Source organism: uncultured Actinobacillus sp., from assembly GCF_945915845.1.
GTDB lineage: Bacteria > Pseudomonadota > Gammaproteobacteria > Enterobacterales > Pasteurellaceae > Exercitatus.
Genome location: NZ_CAMEFX010000017.1, coordinates 1 through 19,253, shown reverse-complemented (window position 1 = coordinate 19,253; position 19,253 = coordinate 1). Strand labels below are relative to the sequence as shown.

Below are 19,253 nucleotides of genomic sequence, written 5' to 3'. Positions count from 1 at the left end.
AATGAAATTTAGTGAACAGTGGGTGCGAGAGTGGGTTAACCCAACCGTTACTACCGAGCAATTATGTGATCAAATTACGATGCTTGGTTTGGAAGTTGACGGCGTTGAAGCTGCAGCGGGTGAATTTACGGGTGTGGTTGTTGGGGAAGTTGTGGAATGTGCACAACATCCTGATGCAGATAAATTGCGTGTTACCAAAGTGAATGTTGGTGGCGAACGTTTATTGGATATTGTTTGCGGTGCGCCAAACTGTCGTCAAGGTTTGAAAGTGGCTTGTGCAATTGATGGTGCGGTATTACCGGGTAATTTTAAAATTAAGAAAACGAAATTACGTGGTCAACCTTCAGAAGGCATGCTGTGTTCATTTAGTGAATTAGGTATTTCAGAAGATCATAGTGGTATTATTGAATTACCATTTGATGCGCCAATTGGCGTTGATTTCCGTGAATATTTAAATCTTAACGACAATGCGATTGAAATCAGCTTAACGCCCAATCGTGCAGACTGTTTAAGTATTGCCGGCATTGCGCGTGAAATCGGTGTAGTGAATAAATTACCTGTTAATACACCGCACTTTGATGCGGTTAAGGTGACTTCCGATGAAAAAGTAGAAATTGATGTACAGGCCCCTGAAGCTTGTCCACGTTATTTATTGCGTAGTGTAAAAAATGTCAATGTGAATGCGGCAACACCAATGTGGATGAAAGAAAAACTTCGCCGTTGCGGTATTCGTTCTATCGACCCGATTGTGGATATTACGAACTATATCTTACTTGAATTTGGTCAACCAATGCATGCCTTTGATGCGGCAAAAGTGGTACAACCGGTTCAAGTGCGTATGGCAAAAGAAGGTGAAGAATTAGTCCTTTTAGACGGTACAACAGCAAAATTGCAAAGCAATACCTTGGTTATTGCGGATCAAACCGGGCCTTTAGCCATGGCAGGGATTTTTGGTGGTCAAGCAAGTGGTGTGAATGCCGAAACGAAAGAGGTTATTTTAGAAGCAGCATTCTTTGCGCCATTAGCCATTACAGGTCGCGCCCGTCAATATGGTTTGCACACCGATAGTTCACACCGTTTTGAACGTGGTGTGGATTTTGAATTGCAACACAAAGCGATGGAGCGTGCGACTGCACTTTTACTTGAGATCTGTGGTGGTGAAGCCGGTGAAATTTGTGAAGTTGTCAGTGAACAAGCTTTACCAAAAGTGAAAGACGTGCAGTTACGCCGTGAAAAACTAGATAGTTTATTAGGTCATCATATTGAAACAGAAACGGTGACAGATATTTTCCAACGTTTAGGATTACCTGTTCGTTATGAAAACGATATTTGGACAGTGACTTCTGCAAGCTGGCGTTTTGATATTGAAATTGAAGAAGACTTAATTGAAGAAGTGGCGCGTATTTACGGCTATAACAGTATTCCAAATAATGCGCCATTAGCCCATTTACGTATGCGTGAACACAAAGAAGCGGATTTAGAAATTTCGCGTATCAAGACCGCACTTGTATCTGCAGATTTCCATGAAGCCATTACTTATAGCTTTGTTGATCCGAAAATTCAAAGTTTGTTACATCCAACGGTACAGCCATTGGTGTTACCAAACCCAATTTCTAGCGAAATGTCGGCAATGCGTGTGTCTTTATTGACGGGCTTATTGGGTGCTGTTGCCTATAACCAAAATCGTCAACAATCACGTGTACGTTTATTTGAAACTGGTTTACGTTTTGTTCCTGATGCGAACGCTGAGTTTGGTGTGCGTCAAGAATTTGTTCTTGGCATGGTGATGACTGGAGCGAAATTTAATGAACATTGGGCATTAAAATCTGAACCTGCTGATTTTTATGACTTAAAAGGTTATATTGAAAACGTTCTTAGTTTAACTGCGGTCGGAAATCAAGTACAATTTGTAGCCAAAACCTATGATGCATTCCATCCCGGTCAATCTGCAGCAATTATGTTGAATGGCGAGGAAATTGGCTTCATTGGTCAAATCCATCCAAGTATCGCACAAAAAATAGGTTTAAATGGCAAAGCATTTGCTGCAGAAATTTTAGTTGAGAAAATCACTCAACGTAATGTAACCGTAGCAAAAGAAATTTCTAAATTCCCGGCAAACCGCCGTGATTTAGCGTTAGTTGTGGCCGATTCTACGCCAGCGAGTGATATTCTTGCTACTTGCCGTGCTGTGGGTGGGGATAAATTAGTTGCTGTAAATTTATTTGATGTTTACCAAGGTCCGGGTGTGGCGGATGGTTATAAGAGCTTAGCCGTTAGCTTAACTATTCAAGATACAGAGAAAACTTTGGAAGAAGAAGATATTAATGCGGTAATTTCTATGGTACTAACCGAATTAAAACAACGTTTTAATGCAACATTGAGAGATTAATTATGGCGTTAACGAAAATTGAAATTGCAGATAACCTTGTGCATAAACATGGTTTAACAAAAGCGGAAGCGAAAGCGATTGTTGAAAGTTTTTTTGAAGAAATTCGTTCAACCTTAGCTAGCGGTATTGATGTGAAACTTTCAGGTTTTGGTAATTTTGAATTACGTGACAAATCATCTCGACCGGGTCGCAATCCTAAAACCGGCGAAAGTGTCCCTGTTTCTGCGCGTCGCGTTGTTGTGTTCAAACCGGGGCAAAAACTACGCGCTCGTGTAGAGAAAACCAAAGCAAAATAAATAAATAAATAAATAGAAGCTACTCGAAAGGGTAGCTTTTCTTTCTTTTGCGTTATTTGATACAACGTCACAAAATTATTTATATGAGATTTATTTCAATTAAAGCACTGCTTTTTACTACCGCACTTTTTTCACTTGCCGCCTGTTCAGGGCTACGTAGTGAAGAATATGATGGTATTGGTTATAAAGGTCAATTAAATGACCCTATTATGGTGATTACCTTATTAAGTGAACAGCAAAGAGAATGGCAAGGGACACCTTATGTCTTGGGGGGCAATACGCGTAGTGGTGTAGATTGTTCCGGTTTTACGCGTGTCACTTTTATGGATCGGTTTAATATTAAGTTGCCACGAACCACAACGGAACAATCGAAATACGGTAAGAAAGTACCTAAAGAGCAAATTCAAACAGGTGATCTGGTTTTCTTCAAAACAGGTCGAGGACCGAATGGTTATCATGTGGGCATTTATGTCAAAAATGGACAATTCTTACACGCTTCAACAAAAGGTGGTGTAATTTATTCATCACTGAATAATGCCTATTGGAATAAAGTATTTTGGCAGGTGAGACGGATTTAATGACGGATTTTACCTTTTTTATTTATGATTACGAAAGCTTTGGTATTAATCCAGCCAGCGATCGTCCGGCACAATTTGCAGGAATTCGAACCGATAAAGATTTTAATATTATCGGTGATCCTGTAATGTTGTATTGCAAACAGACCAACGATTATTTGCCTTCACCTGAAGCGGTTTTGGTAACGGGAATTACGCCACAAGAATGTAATGAAAAGGGGATTAGTGAACCTGAATTTGCGGCGAAAATTCTCGCTGAATTTAGCCGGCCGAATACTTGTGTTATGGGCTTTAACAATATTCGCTATGATGATGAAATGACGCGATACACGTTCTATCGTAATTTTATCGACCCTTATGAATATAGTTGGAAGAATGGTAATTCTCGTTGGGATCTGCTAGATGTAGTTCGAGCCTGTTACGCCTTACGTCCAGAGGGTATTGAATGGGCGTATGATGATGAAGGAATGCCGAGTTTCCGCTTAGAGAAGCTAACTGAAGCCAATGGTATTGCCCATGAAAATGCCCATGATGCCATGTCCGATGTTTATGCGACTATTGCTATGGCGAAATTAATCAAAGAGAAACAACCTAAATTATTCCAATTTTTCTTTGAAAATCGGGGTAAAAGGGAAGTAGAGAAGTTGATTAATACAGCGGAGATGACACCATTGGTACATGTTTCCGGCATGTTAGGCAATTATCGTGGTAATTGTACTTGGGTTGCTCCTATTGCGTGGCATCCAATCAATCAAAATGCAGTCATTGTTTGTGATTTATCGCAAAATATTGATGATCTACTGACAAAAAGTGCGGTGGAATTGCGCGAAAATTTGTATACTAAAAAATCAGTGTTAGAAGAACAGGGGATTGTGCCGGTTCCGCTGAAATTGGTTCATATTAATAAATGCCCCATTCTTGCACCCGCTAAGGTGTTATTACCTGAAAACGCAGAACGATTAGGGATTGATCGTCAATATTGTCTAGATAATCTCAAGAAATTACAGCATTCACCTGAAGTGCGGTCAAAAATAGAAGAGATTTTCAAGGAAGAACGTCAATTTGAGCCTAGCGATAACGTGGAAACTGAATTATATAATGGTTTCTTTAGTTCCAATGATAAAAACAATATGGCAATTTTACGCCAATTACCGCCAGAAAAGCTGATTGAAAATGGATTAACTTTTGAAGATAAACGTATTCCTGACTTGTTGCTACATTATCGAGCGCGTCATTTCTTTAAAACTTTAAGTCGAACAGAGCAGCTGCAATGGGAACGCTATCGCCGTCGTAAATTGGAAAATAGTGTGATAGATTTCGAACAACGGATGCATAATTTGGTACAGGAGTATTCAGGTAATGAAGAAAAATTGCAGTTATTGCATCAAGTTTATGAATACGCGATGAAATTGTTGTAATTATTTTGTGACAGTGTAGCGCATATTAGTGAACTAAATAAAAAGCCGACGGATTGTCGGCTTTTTTGATGTTATTTAGGCATATATCGATGAAATGTCACTTTATTTCTTGCATTGGGACTTCTAACATAGCTTAGCAGAATATAAAGCGATAATGAAAAGAGTATTGCAACAATAACTATAAATAAAGTCAACCCAGTTTCTTTACTTAAATTTTGTATTGATATAAATACATTTTCTCCTAAAAAACGTAATAGAAAAAATCCACCAACTAAGCCAAAAATTAAAGATATAACGAAATAAGGTATTATACTTTCTCCATATTTCACTGTAGCGTGACAACCTCGACATACAGAGATTCCTCGTTCAGATTCTGTAAAACAAAATGGGCATTTAATCATATTATCTATCATTATTCTTCCTTTTAAGTTCAAAACGTTGCTACCTTGTAATCAGTATATCACATTCATGTATTATCTAAGCAGTATTTTTATAATTTTACTGTAATAACTTGCTAAAAGAATCACTCAAATAACACAATTCAATCAATCATTATCTAGCTTCACCGATACAAGATACCTGTTGATAACCTTGTGATTTATTTAGATCGTAGTATTTCCTAACCAGATAACTGATTTCGCATAATCTATATTATGTTAAATAATTAATTACAAAAAGTCACTTTTGTGAGAAGGGCTACTCTTGCGATTTATTTTGTTGTGAGAATATTTATTTTTTATATTTAATATGTGGGATGAGATACGTGATTATTTGCAGAAATAAAAAATAGAAATGGCAACGCTACGTGAAAAATAAAAGATTTTTCTTGTAAACGTTGCCGGATTTTATAGAAATGAATTTAAATAAATGTTTAAGATAAAGTTAACAAGATTCACCAATAATCAATGGGCAATGAATTAAAACCGCTTCTGTTGATGTGCGTTCTTCAATTAAATGTAACGCAGCTTGCTCTCCCATTTCATAATGTGGTAATTGCACCGTAGTTAATGACGGTAAAAATAAATGCGTTACACCGACCATGTTATCATAACCTGTAACAGCAATATCTTCAGGAATACGGTATCCCTGCTGTAATAATAATTGATATGCCACAAAAGCAATTCGGTCATTTCCGCAAACGATGACATCATAATCTAATTTTTTGTGACGTTGTAGCAAATCAATAAGAGGTTTTGCGCCGGTAAAATAATTTTCACCATCATCTTCCATAAAAAAGTGATCAATTTTAACCGCATTTTCACTTTTCCGATTGGTTTCAAAAACCTGCTCAAAACCAGCTTTACGGGCTTTGGTAGCAATATAATTACGTGGTATATGCAAAAATAAGGCTTTTTTATAACCTTTTTTGACCAACAACTCCCCTATGGCTTGCTGTCCATGGAAATCATCAGGAATATAACTAGCAACAGCTGCATCATCAGTGACACAATTTGCGAGCGCAATAGGAAATTGTCGCAATCTTTCGGGAATTTTGACTTTTTTTAGTCCATTCCGCGCAATAATAATGGCATTGGGACGATGAGAAATCAGCTGTTCAACCGCTTGTTCAAGCTCATCTTCATCATTTTCAAAGGTATTAATCACATAGGAATGCCAACCATATTTTCGCACTGTTTTTTCGATAGCTAATAATATTTCCACAGAAAACGGTGTCGTTGCTGTGCCAAGCGATAGAACACCGATGGTTTTGCGTGCTACCCCACGGATATTTTGTGCAGCAAAATTAGGGACATAGCCTAATTCATCAATGGCTTTTTTTACTACATCATAAGTGGACTTTGATAGCTTTTCGGGATTATTTAATGCCCGTGACACTGTCATTAATGAAACCCCGGCTAATTTTGCTACCTCTTTCAATGATGCCATAACAACTCCCATTTTTACTACGCTTGTGCCTTATATATTACCTTCTTTTTTCGCTATAGTTAACGTTAACTTTGAAAATTGTGATTTTTGTCATAGAAATAAAATGTTAACGTTAAAAAATGTGATCTACTTCACATTTTTATCAAAAATTTGTTGTTAATGATAAATGATAACGTTAACATTCGCTAAAAATCATTAACTAATTTGAAATAGGAGTTTCTATGGAAGCAACAAATCCACAAACTTATTATCTTGCCAATAAAAATTATTGGCTTTTTGGTGGGTATTTCTTTGTTTACTTCTTTATTATGGCGACCTGCTATCCTTTCTTGGGGATTTGGCTTGGCGATATTAACGGGCTTTCAGGCGAAGATGCAGGCATGGTTTTTGCCATGATGTCTTTTTTTGCTCTTTGTTTTCAACCTATTTTCGGTTATGTTTCTGATAAATTAGGTGTGAAAAAACATTTGCTTTGGGTGCTGGCTATTACCTTAGTCTTTTATGCCCCATTCTTTATTTATGTATTTGCGCCATTGCTCAAAACGAATATTTGGCTAGGTTCCTTAGTGGGTGGGGCATACATGGGATTTGTATTCCAAGCAGGTTCCCCTGCTTCCGAAGCCTATATTGAACGCGTTAGCCGCCGAAGCCAATTTGAATATGGTCGTGCGCGGATGTTTGGCATGTTCGGTTGGGCGATTTGTGCCTCTATTGCAGGCAATCTCTATGGGCATAACCCTAATGCAGTATTTTGGTTAGGCTCTGCAGGTGCGTTGGTGTTATTGGTACTTATTGCCCTTGCCAATCCACAGGAAAGTTCAACGACTAAAGTGGTTGAGCAACTTGTATCTAACAAAAATCCCGTGACTTTAAAACAAGCTATCGCTATTTTTAAACGTGCAAAATTCTGGGCATTGCTGGCTTATGTAGTTGGTGTGGCTTGTATTTATGATATTTTTGACCAACAATTCGGTAACTTTTTTAATACCTTTTTCACTTCTCACGCAGAAGGCATTCAAATGTTTGGCTATGTGACTACTGCCGGCGAAATGCTAAATGCATTGATTATGTTCTTTGTTCCATTGATTATTAACCGTATTGGAGCGAAAAATGCCCTATTGATTGCCGGTTCAATTATGAGTGTTCGAATTATTGGCTCGTCATTTGCAACAGAAGCTTGGCATGTGGTTGTATTAAAAACCTTACATATGTTTGAAGTACCTTTTTACCTTGTGGGCGTATTCAAATATATCGCCAATACGTTTGAGTTACATTTTTCTGCCACTATTTATTTAGTCGCCTGCCATTTTGCCAAACAAGTAGGTAATATGATTGTATCGCCGCTTGTTGGCATAGGCTATGATATTTACGGTTATCAACATACCTACTTTATTTTAGGTTGTATAGCTGTTACCTTTACCTTAATTTCTGCGTTCACCTTAACCGGCAAAATGTCCTTATCTGAACGCTACCAATTACATAAACGCAATTCATTACGCTAAAATGGAGTTTCCTATGCAATTACCACAATATTTTGAAAATCCTGAAACCTTACATATCAATCGTCAACCGCATCATGCTTATTTTGTGCCATTTGCAATAGGGCAAAACGCTGCCTCGCTTTCGCGCGAAACCTCTTCATTTTTTACCGCACTTTCGGGAAAAAATTGGGATTTTACTTATTATCACAGCATGCAGGAGTTGCCAGAGAATTTCTTGACTGCACCATTAAAGACGCAAATCCCTGTGCCATCTAATTGGCAAACACAAGGATTTGATCAACATCATTACACCAATATCAACTACCCTTTTCCATTTGACCCACCATTTGTACCGAAAGATAATCCTTGTGGGCATTATCGTCATTGCTTTGATTTCACGCCAATGGTAGATAAACGTTACTTGCTCAATTTTGAGGGCGTAGACAGTTGTTTCTTTGTTTACGTCAATCAACAATTTGTAGGCTTTGGGCAGATTAGCCATAGCACGAACGAATTTGAGATTACCGATCATCTAAAATCAGGTGTAAACCAACTTGATGTCGTGGTGTTGAAATGGTGTGCCGGGAGCTATTTAGAAGATCAAGATAAATTCCGCATGTCGGGGATTTTCCGCGATGTCTATTTGTTAACACGAGATGTGAATTATTTACAAGACTTTTTTATTAAAACGGATTTAAATGATACATTCAATCAAGCAACGCTCACCGTAGAAACACTATTTTATCAAGAAAAACAACCTATTGAATTTGTTTTATTCGATCCGAAAGGGACTGAAATCGCACGTCAGAATACGACAACCTTTTCTCTGATTTTGGATAATCCGATCTTGTGGAATGCGGAAAATCCGCAACTTTATCGCTTAATGATGACATCGGGCAATGAAGTGATTGAACAAAAAATCGGTTTCCGCAAAATCTATGTAGAAAATGCCGTGTTAAAACTGAATGGGCAAGCGATTAAGTTTAAAGGAGTCAATCGACATGATAGCGATCCTAGAACCGGTTATGCTATTTCACGCGAACAAGCGTTAGTGGATTTGACCTTAATGAAACAGCATAATATCAACGCCATTCGTACAGCGCACTACCCTAACGCACCTTGGTTTAGCGAACTTTGTGACCAATATGGATTCTATCTTATTGCAGAAAGCGATATAGAAAGTCATGGTGCAAGTATGGTTTATGTGGAAACACCGGAAAAAAGTATTTTCCTTAATGACCCTTGTATCAATCATGATGAAAAAATCCGTCAGCAAACTATCGATAATTTCTGTTATTTTGCACGCGCGCCTGAATATAAATCCGCTATTTTAGACCGCACTTTTGCGAATATTGAACGAGATAAAAACCGCACTTCTGTGGTGATTTGGTCGCTAGGCAATGAGAGTGGTTATGGTGAAAATTTTGAAGCCGCAGCGGCTTGGATTAAACAACGTGATGCGAGCCGTTTAGTTCATTATGAAAGTTCAATTTATCAACATAGTCAACACCCAAATGATGTGTCTAATTTAGATTTTTACAGCGAAATGTATCCGGCAACGGAATCCTTAGACCGTTATTGCACCGATCCAAGCAAAACGAAACCCTATATTCTTTGCGAATATACGCACGCCATGGGGAACTCTAATGGCGATGCGGAAGATTATTGGCAAACTTTTGAAAAATATGAAAAATCCTGCGGTGGTTTTGTGTGGGAATGGTGCGACCATGCGCCATATCTACCTGATAATTCAGGTCGCGTAGGTTACGGTGGGGATTTTGGCGACACGCCTAATGATGGCAATTTCTGTATGGATGGCTTAGTTTCCCAAGATCGCATTCCGCACACAAATTTATTGGAATTAAAAAATGTGAATCGCCCAATTCGTGCTGCACTTGTAGATAATAAAATAGAAATAACCAACCATTGGGATTTTACCAATCTACAAGATGTTGTTTCGATTCGATTTGCCTTTGTCGTCAATGGCGATGTAGTGAAACAAGGTGAATTACAAGTGAATTGCCCACCAAAACAACGGGTTTATTTACCTCTCGACATTCCATCATATCCAAATGGATTTGTCACCCTTGATTTAGAATATATTCAGCGTCAAGCTCAGCCATTAGTTAATATCGGTCATTCCTTGGGCTTTGATCAAATTGTGATTAACAACGATAAATTAGTTTGCCCTAAAATACGTGAAAATTTAACCGCACTTTCGTCATTTAATGTCATTGAGAGCAGCCATGAATTTATCATTGAAAATGCGCATTATCGTTACAAATTCGATAAAAATCGTGGTATTTTCACGGAAATTAATAAAAATGGAGAGGCTCTCATTGAACAGCCTTTAGATTTCAACATTTGGCGTGCACCAACAGATAACGATCGCCTTATTCGTGAACAATGGCAAAATGCAGGCTATCATCTGGCTTATACTCGTGCTTATAAAACTCGTTGGCAGCAGACAGAAAGCGCGGCCATTATTGACGCTGATTTAGGCATCGTTGCTACATCAAAAAGCCGAATTTTAACGTTGCATGTTCGTTATCAAATCCATGCTGACGGCGAATTAACGATAAAAGTTACCGCCAACCGCCCTGCTCATTTGCCTTATTTGCCGCGCTTTGGCTTGCGTTTCTTCTTGCCTAAAATACAAGATAAAGTGCAATATTTTGGCTATGGTGAAGCGGAAAGCTATATAGATAAACATCATTTAGCAAAACTAGGGCGTTATGAAATCGATCTGGCTGATTACACAATGCCATATGTTAAACCACAGGAAAATAATAGCCATTATGGCACCCATTTTGTGACAGCAGATAAGCTAACTATTACTGCAAATACACCGTTTAGTTTTAGCTTTTTGCCTTATACTCAAGAAGAAATGACGCAAAAGTCTCATTGCTATGATTTAATGGAATACCCTTCAAGGGTATTATGTATAGATTATAAAATGAGTGGTGTGGGCTCTAATTCTTGCGGTCCTGCCTTAAAAACAAAATATCGTCTGAATGAAACAGAATTTGAGTGGGGCGTTTGTATTCGGGTTTAGGTATTCGGGGCAAGTTATTTGTCCTATTATTTATGGTCAAATTCATTCCATCATTCCAACCCATCTTCAATTTGTAGATTGAGGATTGATTTGAAGGCTTGATTGTTGAGAACCCAAATGGTATTTAGACATAAACATAATGTCATTTTGCTTCAGTAATAGCGGAAATAGACAAAGTGCGGTTAAAAGTAATTGATTTTTTAACCGCACTTCTGACTTAATTACTTGAGTATGCTACTCTGTTGCCCCAAAACCACGCAACCCAACAACATGTACATGTTCTTGATTGCCTGAAATTTTACGCACCAGTTTATAGGTTGTGCCTTTTTCCGGACTAATATTTTCAGGGGCGGCGATGAGCAATTGCATATCTAAACGTTCGCACAATTCGAATAAAGTGCTAATAGATTTACCGTCTAAACGCGCCGCTTCATCTAAGAATAATAAGCGACATGGTAAGATGTCTTTACCGCGTAAACGGCGGCTTTCTTCTTCCCAGCTTTGCACCACCATAAGTAAGATTGACATCCCTGTACCGATCGCTTCACCTGTTGATAATGCCCCACTTTCTGCACGTAACCAACCATCTGCGCCACGGTACACTTCCACTTCAAGATCGAGGTAATTACGGTAATCCAGTAATTCTTCCCCAATGGTTTGCGCGGTACGTTGTCCCATATCAATATGTGGATTTAAGCGTTGATAAAGTTTTGCCATCGCTTCAGAGAAGGTCATACGATTATCATTAAATAAATCCTGATAATCTTCTTGGCTACCTGAAAGTGCGTCTAATAACATGGCGTGTGTATCGCGAATATTCACCACCAAACGCACAGATTTCACCTGACCAAAGGCAATATTTTGTAGTCCTTGGTTAAGCATACGAATACGATTTTGCTCACGTTGAATGGTTTTACGCATAATATTCGCCACGGATTCTGAGCTAATCGCCAATTTTTGCTCACGGTTAGTCAATTCATCCGTTAAACGGCTTAACTCAATTTCCATTTGCTCGATAGCGTCAATTGGGTCATCGGTTTTAATAATGTCTTGACGAATACGCTCGCGCAAATGTTGATACACCGCGATAAAGAACCGCACTTTATTTTCAGGTTTACGGCTATCTTCCGATAAACGCAATGCGTCACGTAAATATTCATTGTCCGCCACGGCTTGACGCAACGCTCCTAACGCTTTATCCGACATTGAACGCAATTCATCCGCAGATAAATAAGCTAATTCACGGCGATTTAAACGTTTTTCCACATCTGAATGACGAGATAAACGCAACACCACGCACCAACTTACTTTTGCTGCTACGACAAGCTCGCGCTGTTGTTTGTAATCACGTTCCGCTTTACGAATACGGCGACTGAGATTTTCTGCTTCGCTTTCAATCAAGGTCAACTGTTTTTCTACATAAGAACGGCGTTGACGGCTGGTGGAAAGTTGTTGATACAACTCATCTTTACGTACACGCGCACGCTCTTCTGCACCAACATCCGCACGAACACCCAGTTCTGAAACCTCAGTCATTAACTCTTGTAATAACTGATTTTTACTCACTTGCGAACTTTGTAATTGAATAAATACCTGATTGTACTGGGCAAATTGTGCTTGTTTTTGACGCACTTGTTCGCGTTGCACATCACGTTTGGCTTGAACCTGTTCTAAGCGCGAACGTAATTGCTCATTTAAGCCATTGCTTTCCGTTTGCACATCATCTTCATAACTAAAATGGTTTTTACGTTGAACCACATCTGCCAACGCAAACACTTTTTGTTGCACTTGTTTTTGCTGTTCAATCGCTTGCGCTAAATCACCTTTTAAGCGTTCATAATTCTCAGGGTCGCTTTGCAAGGTATTGGCGATCGGTTCTAACTGCGCCAAGCTGTTGCCATGTTGACGAATAAAGATTTCATCTTGTTCCGCCGTATCCAATTGTTCACGACATTCTTCAATACGATCAAGCAAACTGTCATCGGCAATGATCGCTAATTGTGGAATGAGTTTATTTAACAACTGCATACGCTCTTTGGCGTTGTCTAATTTAATGCGTAATTGTTGTTCTGTAGTAGAAAGTGCGGTCAATTCACGGTCAATTTCATTACGTTCCACATTGATTTCGCGCATCAATTCTTCAGGGTTAGGTAAAAATGCTAACGCCAAATGCAAGCTAATAAACTGACTGAATTGACTATGGATACGCTGGCATTTTTGTACGTCAAATGCCACTTGCGCATAGTTTTCCGCCACTTCATCACGTTGAATTTCCAGTTCAGCTAAATGTTTTTCACGTGCTGCACGACCAAATAATGGAATTTCAGGAAATTTTGAATAGCGGACTTCGCGTTCTGAAACCTGAACAACCACACCGTGTTCAAGCTCTTGTGCCGACAATACACTGTCATCAAACTCAGACGGATCCCCTTCGATTAAATATAAATCATCAGGGCAATCCTCTAAGGTTGCTAACTGTGCTTTTACCGCTTGAATATCACGTACCACAATCGCATGACGTGCCGGTCCATAAAGTGCGGAGAAATATGGCGCATCTTCAATTGGTACATCATCATAAAGCTCAGACAGCAACACGCCACCAAAGCGTTCCGCTAACATATTCAAACGCGCATCTTCTGAACCATCCGGTTGACTTAAACGCGTAATTTGTTCATCTAATTGTTGGCGTTTTTGTTCCAATTTATCGCGTTGAATGGTCAATTCGCGCTCTTTAGTCACTTGCCCTTGCATGAAATTCATCACATCTTGGCTATCTTCAAAACGCTCGCCGGATTGTTCTTCTAAACGTTCTAACGCGGCTTGAGCCGTTAACCAAGCTGGAGCTTTGGCTGCATTTTCATTGTAAGCCGCATTCAACTGCTCGCGTTTTTGACGTAAAGTGGAGCGATTTTCCACTTGCTCGGAAAGTTCCGCATTTAAGTCATCTAATAAAGCTTCTTGCTCATTATAGCATTCTTCCAACTCATCGGCAGTTTCAAGGCTGGTATTCGCGCGTTGATTAAAATCATTTAATAATTTCACCGCACTTTGTTGTTGTGCATAACGCTGCTCTAATTCGTGTAATTTCGCGCGCAATTGTGGCGTTTGTGCCGCTTGCACTTTTTGGGTTGGATATTCGCGCAATAATTCTTTTGCACTTTCCCAAGCCGCTGAACGAGGGACTTCGCCGGCAATTTTACAAACCAACTGATAGGCTTTATCAAATTGGGTTTTCGCCGCTTCGGAAATCGCCATTTTTTGCTCAAGTTCAAGGACGCGATCTGTCAAGGTTTCCGCTTGTGCCGCAAATTCTTCGTGATATTCGTCCACATTTTTCACCGCAAGATCCGCTAAACCACATAAGGTTTTCGCTTTTTCTAAAGCTTGAATCGCTTGTTGATATTGCAAGGCACGGGTTTGTTGCGCATCAAGTGCTTGTTGGTAATCCGCTAATTGGCTACGAATTTGATCCACTTCGGTTTCAAGTTGCTCAAATTGCGCTTGGCTTTCTTCAAGCTGCTCATTCGCCGTTTCGACCACCATTTTTTGTTCTTCGAGTTTTTCATTTAGCTCGGTCACATCATCTTGATAACGTTCGATTTTTTCTTGATGGCGTAAAGCATTCAGCACTAAATTTAAGTGATCCGCCGCGCTTTGATGATCCACTTCAAGAGTTTTCTCGCTCTCTGCCAATTCTGCCGCTTCACGGCTTAAATCAACCAAACGATGTTGGGATAAATCTTGTTCAGATTTCGCTTGATACCATTCTTTACGGAAGGTTAATGCCGCTTCAATATTACCCTGACGCTCATTGGCGTTGCGCATATAATCTGACGCCACATAGTTTGTGGTTTCCGTAATCAAATGTTTGAATAAATCACGATCGGATTGGGTCACTTTAATGGCTTCAAGGGTCATACGGTTTTCACGCAACGCGCTTTCCATATCTTGGAACGCCTTGCGTACGCCCAAGTTTTCAGGCAATAAATAATCGCGCAAGGATTTTGTAATGGCACTGGAAATCCCACCATAAAGCGAAGCTTCGATAAGTTTATAGAATTTGCTACGGTCAGAAGATGAACGTAAACGTTTTGGAATAATGCCCAAATCAAACATCATGCCGTGATAATCAGCAATGGAATGATATTGCTTAAATTGACCGCCAAGTTGATCGATTTTGTCTTTAAGTTCCGTTAAACCTAAGACTTTAGCTTGACGTTCATTCACCACGTCCGTGAAAAGTGCGGTCGGATTGATGGATAATTCGATACCTTGCAAGCTGAAGGTTTTAATATCCACTTTTTTATCACGTCCCGCAACCTGTTGTAGACGCGCGCCCACCAGTACACGCTGATGACGTGAATTCACGCAATCTAACACCGCGTAACAAACGCCCGGGCGTAATTTACCGTGCAAGCCTTTATCGCGCGAACCGCCGCTCGCGCCCGCTTCTGTGGTATTACGGAAATGTAACAGCGTTAAATCAGGAATTAAGGCTGTCACAAAACCTGCCATGGTGGTGGATTTACCTGCCCCATTCCCCCCTGAAAGAGTGGTCACCAGTTCGTCTAAATCGAAGGTACGCGCAAAGAAACCATTCCAGTTAATTAAGGTTAAAGAACGGAATTTACCCCGCTCAACGCCGGCCGGTGTAGCAAAGGGCGAAAGCGCGGTGAAATTATCGAGAGTTTCATCTTCACTTTCGGCGGTCTCAATCACTTCTTCCGCTTCAAGCACATCTTGCTCTAATTCAAACTCCGCCATTATTCCGCTCCTTCTTGATTATTATCATCTTCAAAATCTTCTTCATTTTCTATCGCACTTTCCTCGTCCAAAGCGTTTTTCTCCGCTGTCAAGGATTCTGGTGTTGCGGCTTCCCCATCGCGAATTAAACGCAACTGCGCTTCACGTAAATCTTCACCACCACGCACTTCCGCCCCAAAACGGAACACAGATTCAGAAATGGTAAATTTACCGCTATTTTGCTCACCGACCGTATGCAACATTCCTAAACGGCGTAAACGCCCAATGGCTGCTCGCACTTTTTCTGCTAATTTCTGTTTATCTAAATCCGAACCGCTAGCACGCAAATTAATGGCTTTCAGCAATTTTGCTTCATCCGCCAAATTTAATAACTCGTCATACACTTCTTGTACGGTAAAAATGCCCTGTTGCGCTAAACGTTCCGGACTAAGATATAAATAACACAACACCTTACCCACCAACATTTCCAATTCACTCAACACTGAACGGGCAATCAACGTTGTCGCTTTCGGACGCAAATAGAAAAAGCCTTCAGGCGCGCGAATGAGCTCTACATTATAACGGCGATAAAAACCATCTAATTCATTTTGGAAATCAGCCAAAAACGCATAATTATCAATATGTTCCTGCCCAATATGTCTGCCCGAACGTAACAGGCTATCCACCGCAGGAAATAACGGATTTGCAATGGCTGCGGCTAATTTTGTTGAAATTAAGTCTTGAAGATTTTCGTTCATTTTTTCTTCTCTTTATAAAATTCGTTTCCGATTGCTATTTATATTCATCAATCACATTGGCTTGTACTTCAGCACCGTAATCATTGATTTCATGCCATTGGGAATAAACGCCTGATAAATCCGCGCTTGCCATGCCTAAACGAACAGCTTGGTCAACAATGATGCGTGCTACATCAAAATGACGTGATAATGGATAGTTATCAAGCTGTTGTTTTAATACCAAGCTTAGATCAATCGGTTGATTATGTTCACGGTGATTAATTAATAAGGCTTGCATCGCTTCTACGATTTGATCGTGTAAATCAGAGAGTTGTTCATATTGTAATTCTTCAGGCAACTCACCAAGCGCATCTTCATCTCTCAATGTCAATTCTTCGTCACGTAAATCAATTAAACGTTCTGCTTGTGCCGTCCATAAATACCAAGGCGCATCAAAATAGTGATGAATAGAATTGCGTAAACGTTGGCTAAATACCCGATTTTTATCCATATCAATGGCAGTACGAATAAATTTGTGCACATGGCGGTCGTATCCAATCCATAAATCAATGGCCTGTTGCCCCCAACTAATAATACGGTCTAATTTCGCTTGCAAATCAATGATAAGTTGGTCAATAAAATACAATTCATCATGTTCAATAACGCAGTCTTGAATGCGTAATAATTGAGCTTGTAATTTATCGCCGGCAGCATTTAGGGTATCCTGTAACTCGCGCAAATTCCCTGATGTTTCATCTAATAAACGCTCACAACTCGCAATTGCCGCTTGCCAATCTTTAGTGAGGAGTTCGGCGATTTCTTCTTTAATACTCTGTTGATTTTCATCCATAATACGTTGAGATAAATCAATGCTATCGAAAATTTCTGCAACAGAATATTTCAGTGGTGCAAATACATTGCGACGCCAAAAGTATTCATCTTCATTTTTGAGATGACCTTCTTCCGCAGATTTGGCGGCACGTTGAATTTCATCGGCAACAATAGCTAATTGTACAGACAATCGCAATGCAGAAAATTCTCGTTGACGAATATAATAATCTGAGACACCTACGCCCAATGGGGTGAGGCGGTAGATAGATAATCCTTCGGTAAATTCACTGCTAAAACGATTAAGAAAACGTTGTTTTACTAAATCATTAATCGCATTATTCGCACGTGTTGTGACTGCTTCTGATAGCTCGAACTCTTTTGAAACTTGGCGATAAATATCCACCAAATCACTCTCTTGCATTTCGCCGTCGAAGCGTTCGTTGTTAAAAAGGGCAATGGCCAGTAAAAAGGCTAAACGTTCTGTATTTAGGTTTAGGGAAAACTCGCGTTCTCTTGCCCAAGAAACCAGTTCCGGAATAGTTTGTGATGTTTCAGACATTGATTTTTCTCAAGACACAAAAAATTTTGCCGATTATACAGTATTTTATGCAGATCTTACAGCTTGATTTTTATAAATAAAAACGTACTATACGCGACATTTATTTTAAACTTAGCGTAGAAGAAGATTTTGATGAACGAGCAAACTGAAAAAGAGAAAAAACAGATTTATAACTTAAATAAATTGCAAAAACGCTTGCGTCGCAATGTGGGCAATGCCATTGCTGATTTCAATATGATTGAAGATGGCGATAAAGTGATGGTTTGTCTTTCAGGCGGAAAAGACAGCTACACCTTGCTTGATATTTTGTTGAACTTAAAACTGAGCGCACCGATTCATTTTGATATTGTGGCGGTAAATTTAGACCAAAAACAACCGGGATTTCCCGAACATGTTTTGCCTGAATATTTGCAATCTATCGGAGTGGACTACAAAATTGTGGAAGAAAATACTTACGGTATTGTGAAAGAAAAAATTCCTGAAGGTAAAACCACTTGTTCGCTCTGCTCTCGTTTACGCCGTGGGATTCTATATCGCACCGCCACAGAACTAGGCGCAACTAAAATTGCTTTAGGTCATCACCGTGATGATATGTTAGCGACCTTATTTTTAAATATGTTCTACGGGGGCAAAATGAAATCTATGCCGCCTAAATTAATGAGTGATGATGGTAAACATATCGTGATTCGCCCTCTCGCTTATTGTAAAGAAAAAGATATTGAAAAATATGCTGTGGCAAAACAGTTCCCAATTATCCCTTGTAATCTTTGCGGCTCCCAACCTAATTTACAGCGTCAAGTGGTCAAAGAAATGCTTAATACTTGGGATCGTCAATACCCGGGACGTTTAGAAACGATGTTTGCGGCGATGCAAGATGTGGTGCCATCCCATTTGTGCGATCCGAAATTATTTGATTTCCAGGGTATTCAACATGGTCAACAAATGGACGGGATTGTGGGAGATATTGCTTTCGATAAAGAAGAATTGCCTACGACATTAAAATTTGATGAAGATGATGAACAACCTGATTTTTCAGGGGAAAGTTTGATTCAATTTAAAGAAATTAATTAATCTGTCATTCAATCCACCTGGCATTAAGTAACCTAGCACCACTCGTGCTAGGTTTTTTCAAATGTGATGAGCTTTATTTTAGGAATAGGCTTTTCTAAGTCAGCAGAGGATGTGGCTCGTTTTAACAGAGAAAGTAGTTTGAATAAGACTTCTCTGTTCTGTTCTGTTCTGTTCTGTTCTGTTCTGTTCTGTTCTGTTCTGTTCTGTTCTG

At 39.5% G+C, this 19,253-nt stretch carries 12 protein-coding genes; 7 read left to right on the top strand and 5 right to left on the bottom strand.

Annotation, left to right across the window (positions count from 1 at the left end):
• Position 1 precedes the first annotated feature (1 nt).
• The 4 genes from pheT to sbcB all read left to right on the top strand — a co-directional run bounded on the left by pheT (position 2) and on the right by sbcB (position 4,678).
• Positions 2–2,389: a phenylalanine--tRNA ligase subunit beta gene (pheT, locus tag Q0O89_RS05710; RefSeq protein ID WP_293730768.1), complete on the top strand. Its 2,388-nt coding sequence runs from the start codon at positions 2–4 to the stop codon at positions 2,387–2,389.
• Positions 2,390–2,391: 2 nt separating this feature from the next.
• On the top strand, positions 2,392–2,685 hold the full coding sequence (locus tag Q0O89_RS05705; protein ID WP_293730767.1) for an integration host factor subunit alpha: 294 nt from the start codon (positions 2,392–2,394) through the stop codon (positions 2,683–2,685).
• Positions 2,686–2,768: 83 nt separating this feature from the next.
• The gene (locus Q0O89_RS05700; RefSeq protein ID WP_293730766.1) at positions 2,769–3,263 is read left to right on the top strand and encodes a C40 family peptidase; all 495 of its coding nucleotides are present in this window, start codon (positions 2,769–2,771) and stop codon (positions 3,261–3,263) included.
• On the top strand, positions 3,263–4,678 hold the full coding sequence (gene sbcB / locus Q0O89_RS05695; RefSeq protein WP_293730790.1) for an exodeoxyribonuclease I: 1,416 nt from the start codon (positions 3,263–3,265) through the stop codon (positions 4,676–4,678). Before Q0O89_RS05700 ends, sbcB begins: the two co-directional genes overlap by 1 nt.
• A gap of 71 nt (positions 4,679–4,749) precedes the next feature.
• Here sbcB and Q0O89_RS05690 read toward each other — a convergent pair whose 3' ends face one another.
• Together Q0O89_RS05690 and Q0O89_RS05685 are read right to left on the bottom strand one after the other, a co-directional pair.
• Positions 4,750–5,091 carry a hypothetical protein gene (locus Q0O89_RS05690; protein WP_293730765.1) on the bottom strand — a complete coding sequence of 114 codons (342 nt, stop codon included), beginning with the start codon at positions 5,089–5,091 and terminating at the stop codon, positions 4,750–4,752.
• 469 nt (positions 5,092–5,560) lie between these two features.
• Positions 5,561–6,565, bottom strand: a complete 1,005-nt coding sequence (locus tag Q0O89_RS05685; protein WP_293730764.1) for a LacI family DNA-binding transcriptional regulator — start codon at positions 6,563–6,565, stop codon at positions 5,561–5,563.
• A 221-nt stretch (positions 6,566–6,786) separates the two neighbouring features.
• On the opposite strand from Q0O89_RS05685, the gene Q0O89_RS05680 reads away from it, so the two are divergent.
• Together Q0O89_RS05680 and Q0O89_RS05675 are read left to right on the top strand one after the other, a co-directional pair.
• Entirely contained in the window at positions 6,787–8,067 is a 1,281-nt protein-coding gene (locus Q0O89_RS05680) for an MFS transporter (protein ID WP_293730763.1), read from the top strand.
• A gap of 13 nt (positions 8,068–8,080) precedes the next feature.
• Entirely contained in the window at positions 8,081–11,101 is a 3,021-nt protein-coding gene (locus Q0O89_RS05675; RefSeq protein ID WP_293730762.1) for a glycoside hydrolase family 2 TIM barrel-domain containing protein, read from the top strand.
• A gap of 234 nt (positions 11,102–11,335) precedes the next feature.
• Here the strand turns inward: Q0O89_RS05675 and mukB are convergent, their stop codons facing one another.
• From mukB to mukF, 3 genes are read right to left on the bottom strand one after another with little or no spacing between them, the layout of a single operon-like run.
• A complete protein-coding gene (gene mukB, locus Q0O89_RS05670; protein WP_293730761.1) occupies positions 11,336–15,865 on the bottom strand; it encodes a chromosome partition protein MukB in 4,530 nt (1,509 codons plus the stop codon).
• On the bottom strand, positions 15,865–16,602 hold the full coding sequence (mukE, locus tag Q0O89_RS05665; protein WP_293730760.1) for a chromosome partition protein MukE: 738 nt from the start codon (positions 16,600–16,602) through the stop codon (positions 15,865–15,867). Before mukE ends, mukB begins: the two co-directional genes overlap by 1 nt.
• Positions 16,603–16,636: 34 nt before the next feature.
• Positions 16,637–17,971 (bottom strand): chromosome partition protein MukF, encoded by a 1,335-nt coding sequence (gene mukF, locus Q0O89_RS05660; protein ID WP_293730759.1) that lies wholly within the window; start codon positions 17,969–17,971, stop codon positions 16,637–16,639.
• 132 nt (positions 17,972–18,103) lie between these two features.
• On the opposite strand from mukF, the gene ttcA reads away from it, so the two are divergent.
• Positions 18,104–19,042: a tRNA 2-thiocytidine(32) synthetase TtcA gene (gene ttcA, locus Q0O89_RS05655; RefSeq protein WP_293730758.1), complete on the top strand. Its 939-nt coding sequence runs from the start codon at positions 18,104–18,106 to the stop codon at positions 19,040–19,042.
• Positions 19,043–19,253: the final 211 nt, after the last annotated feature.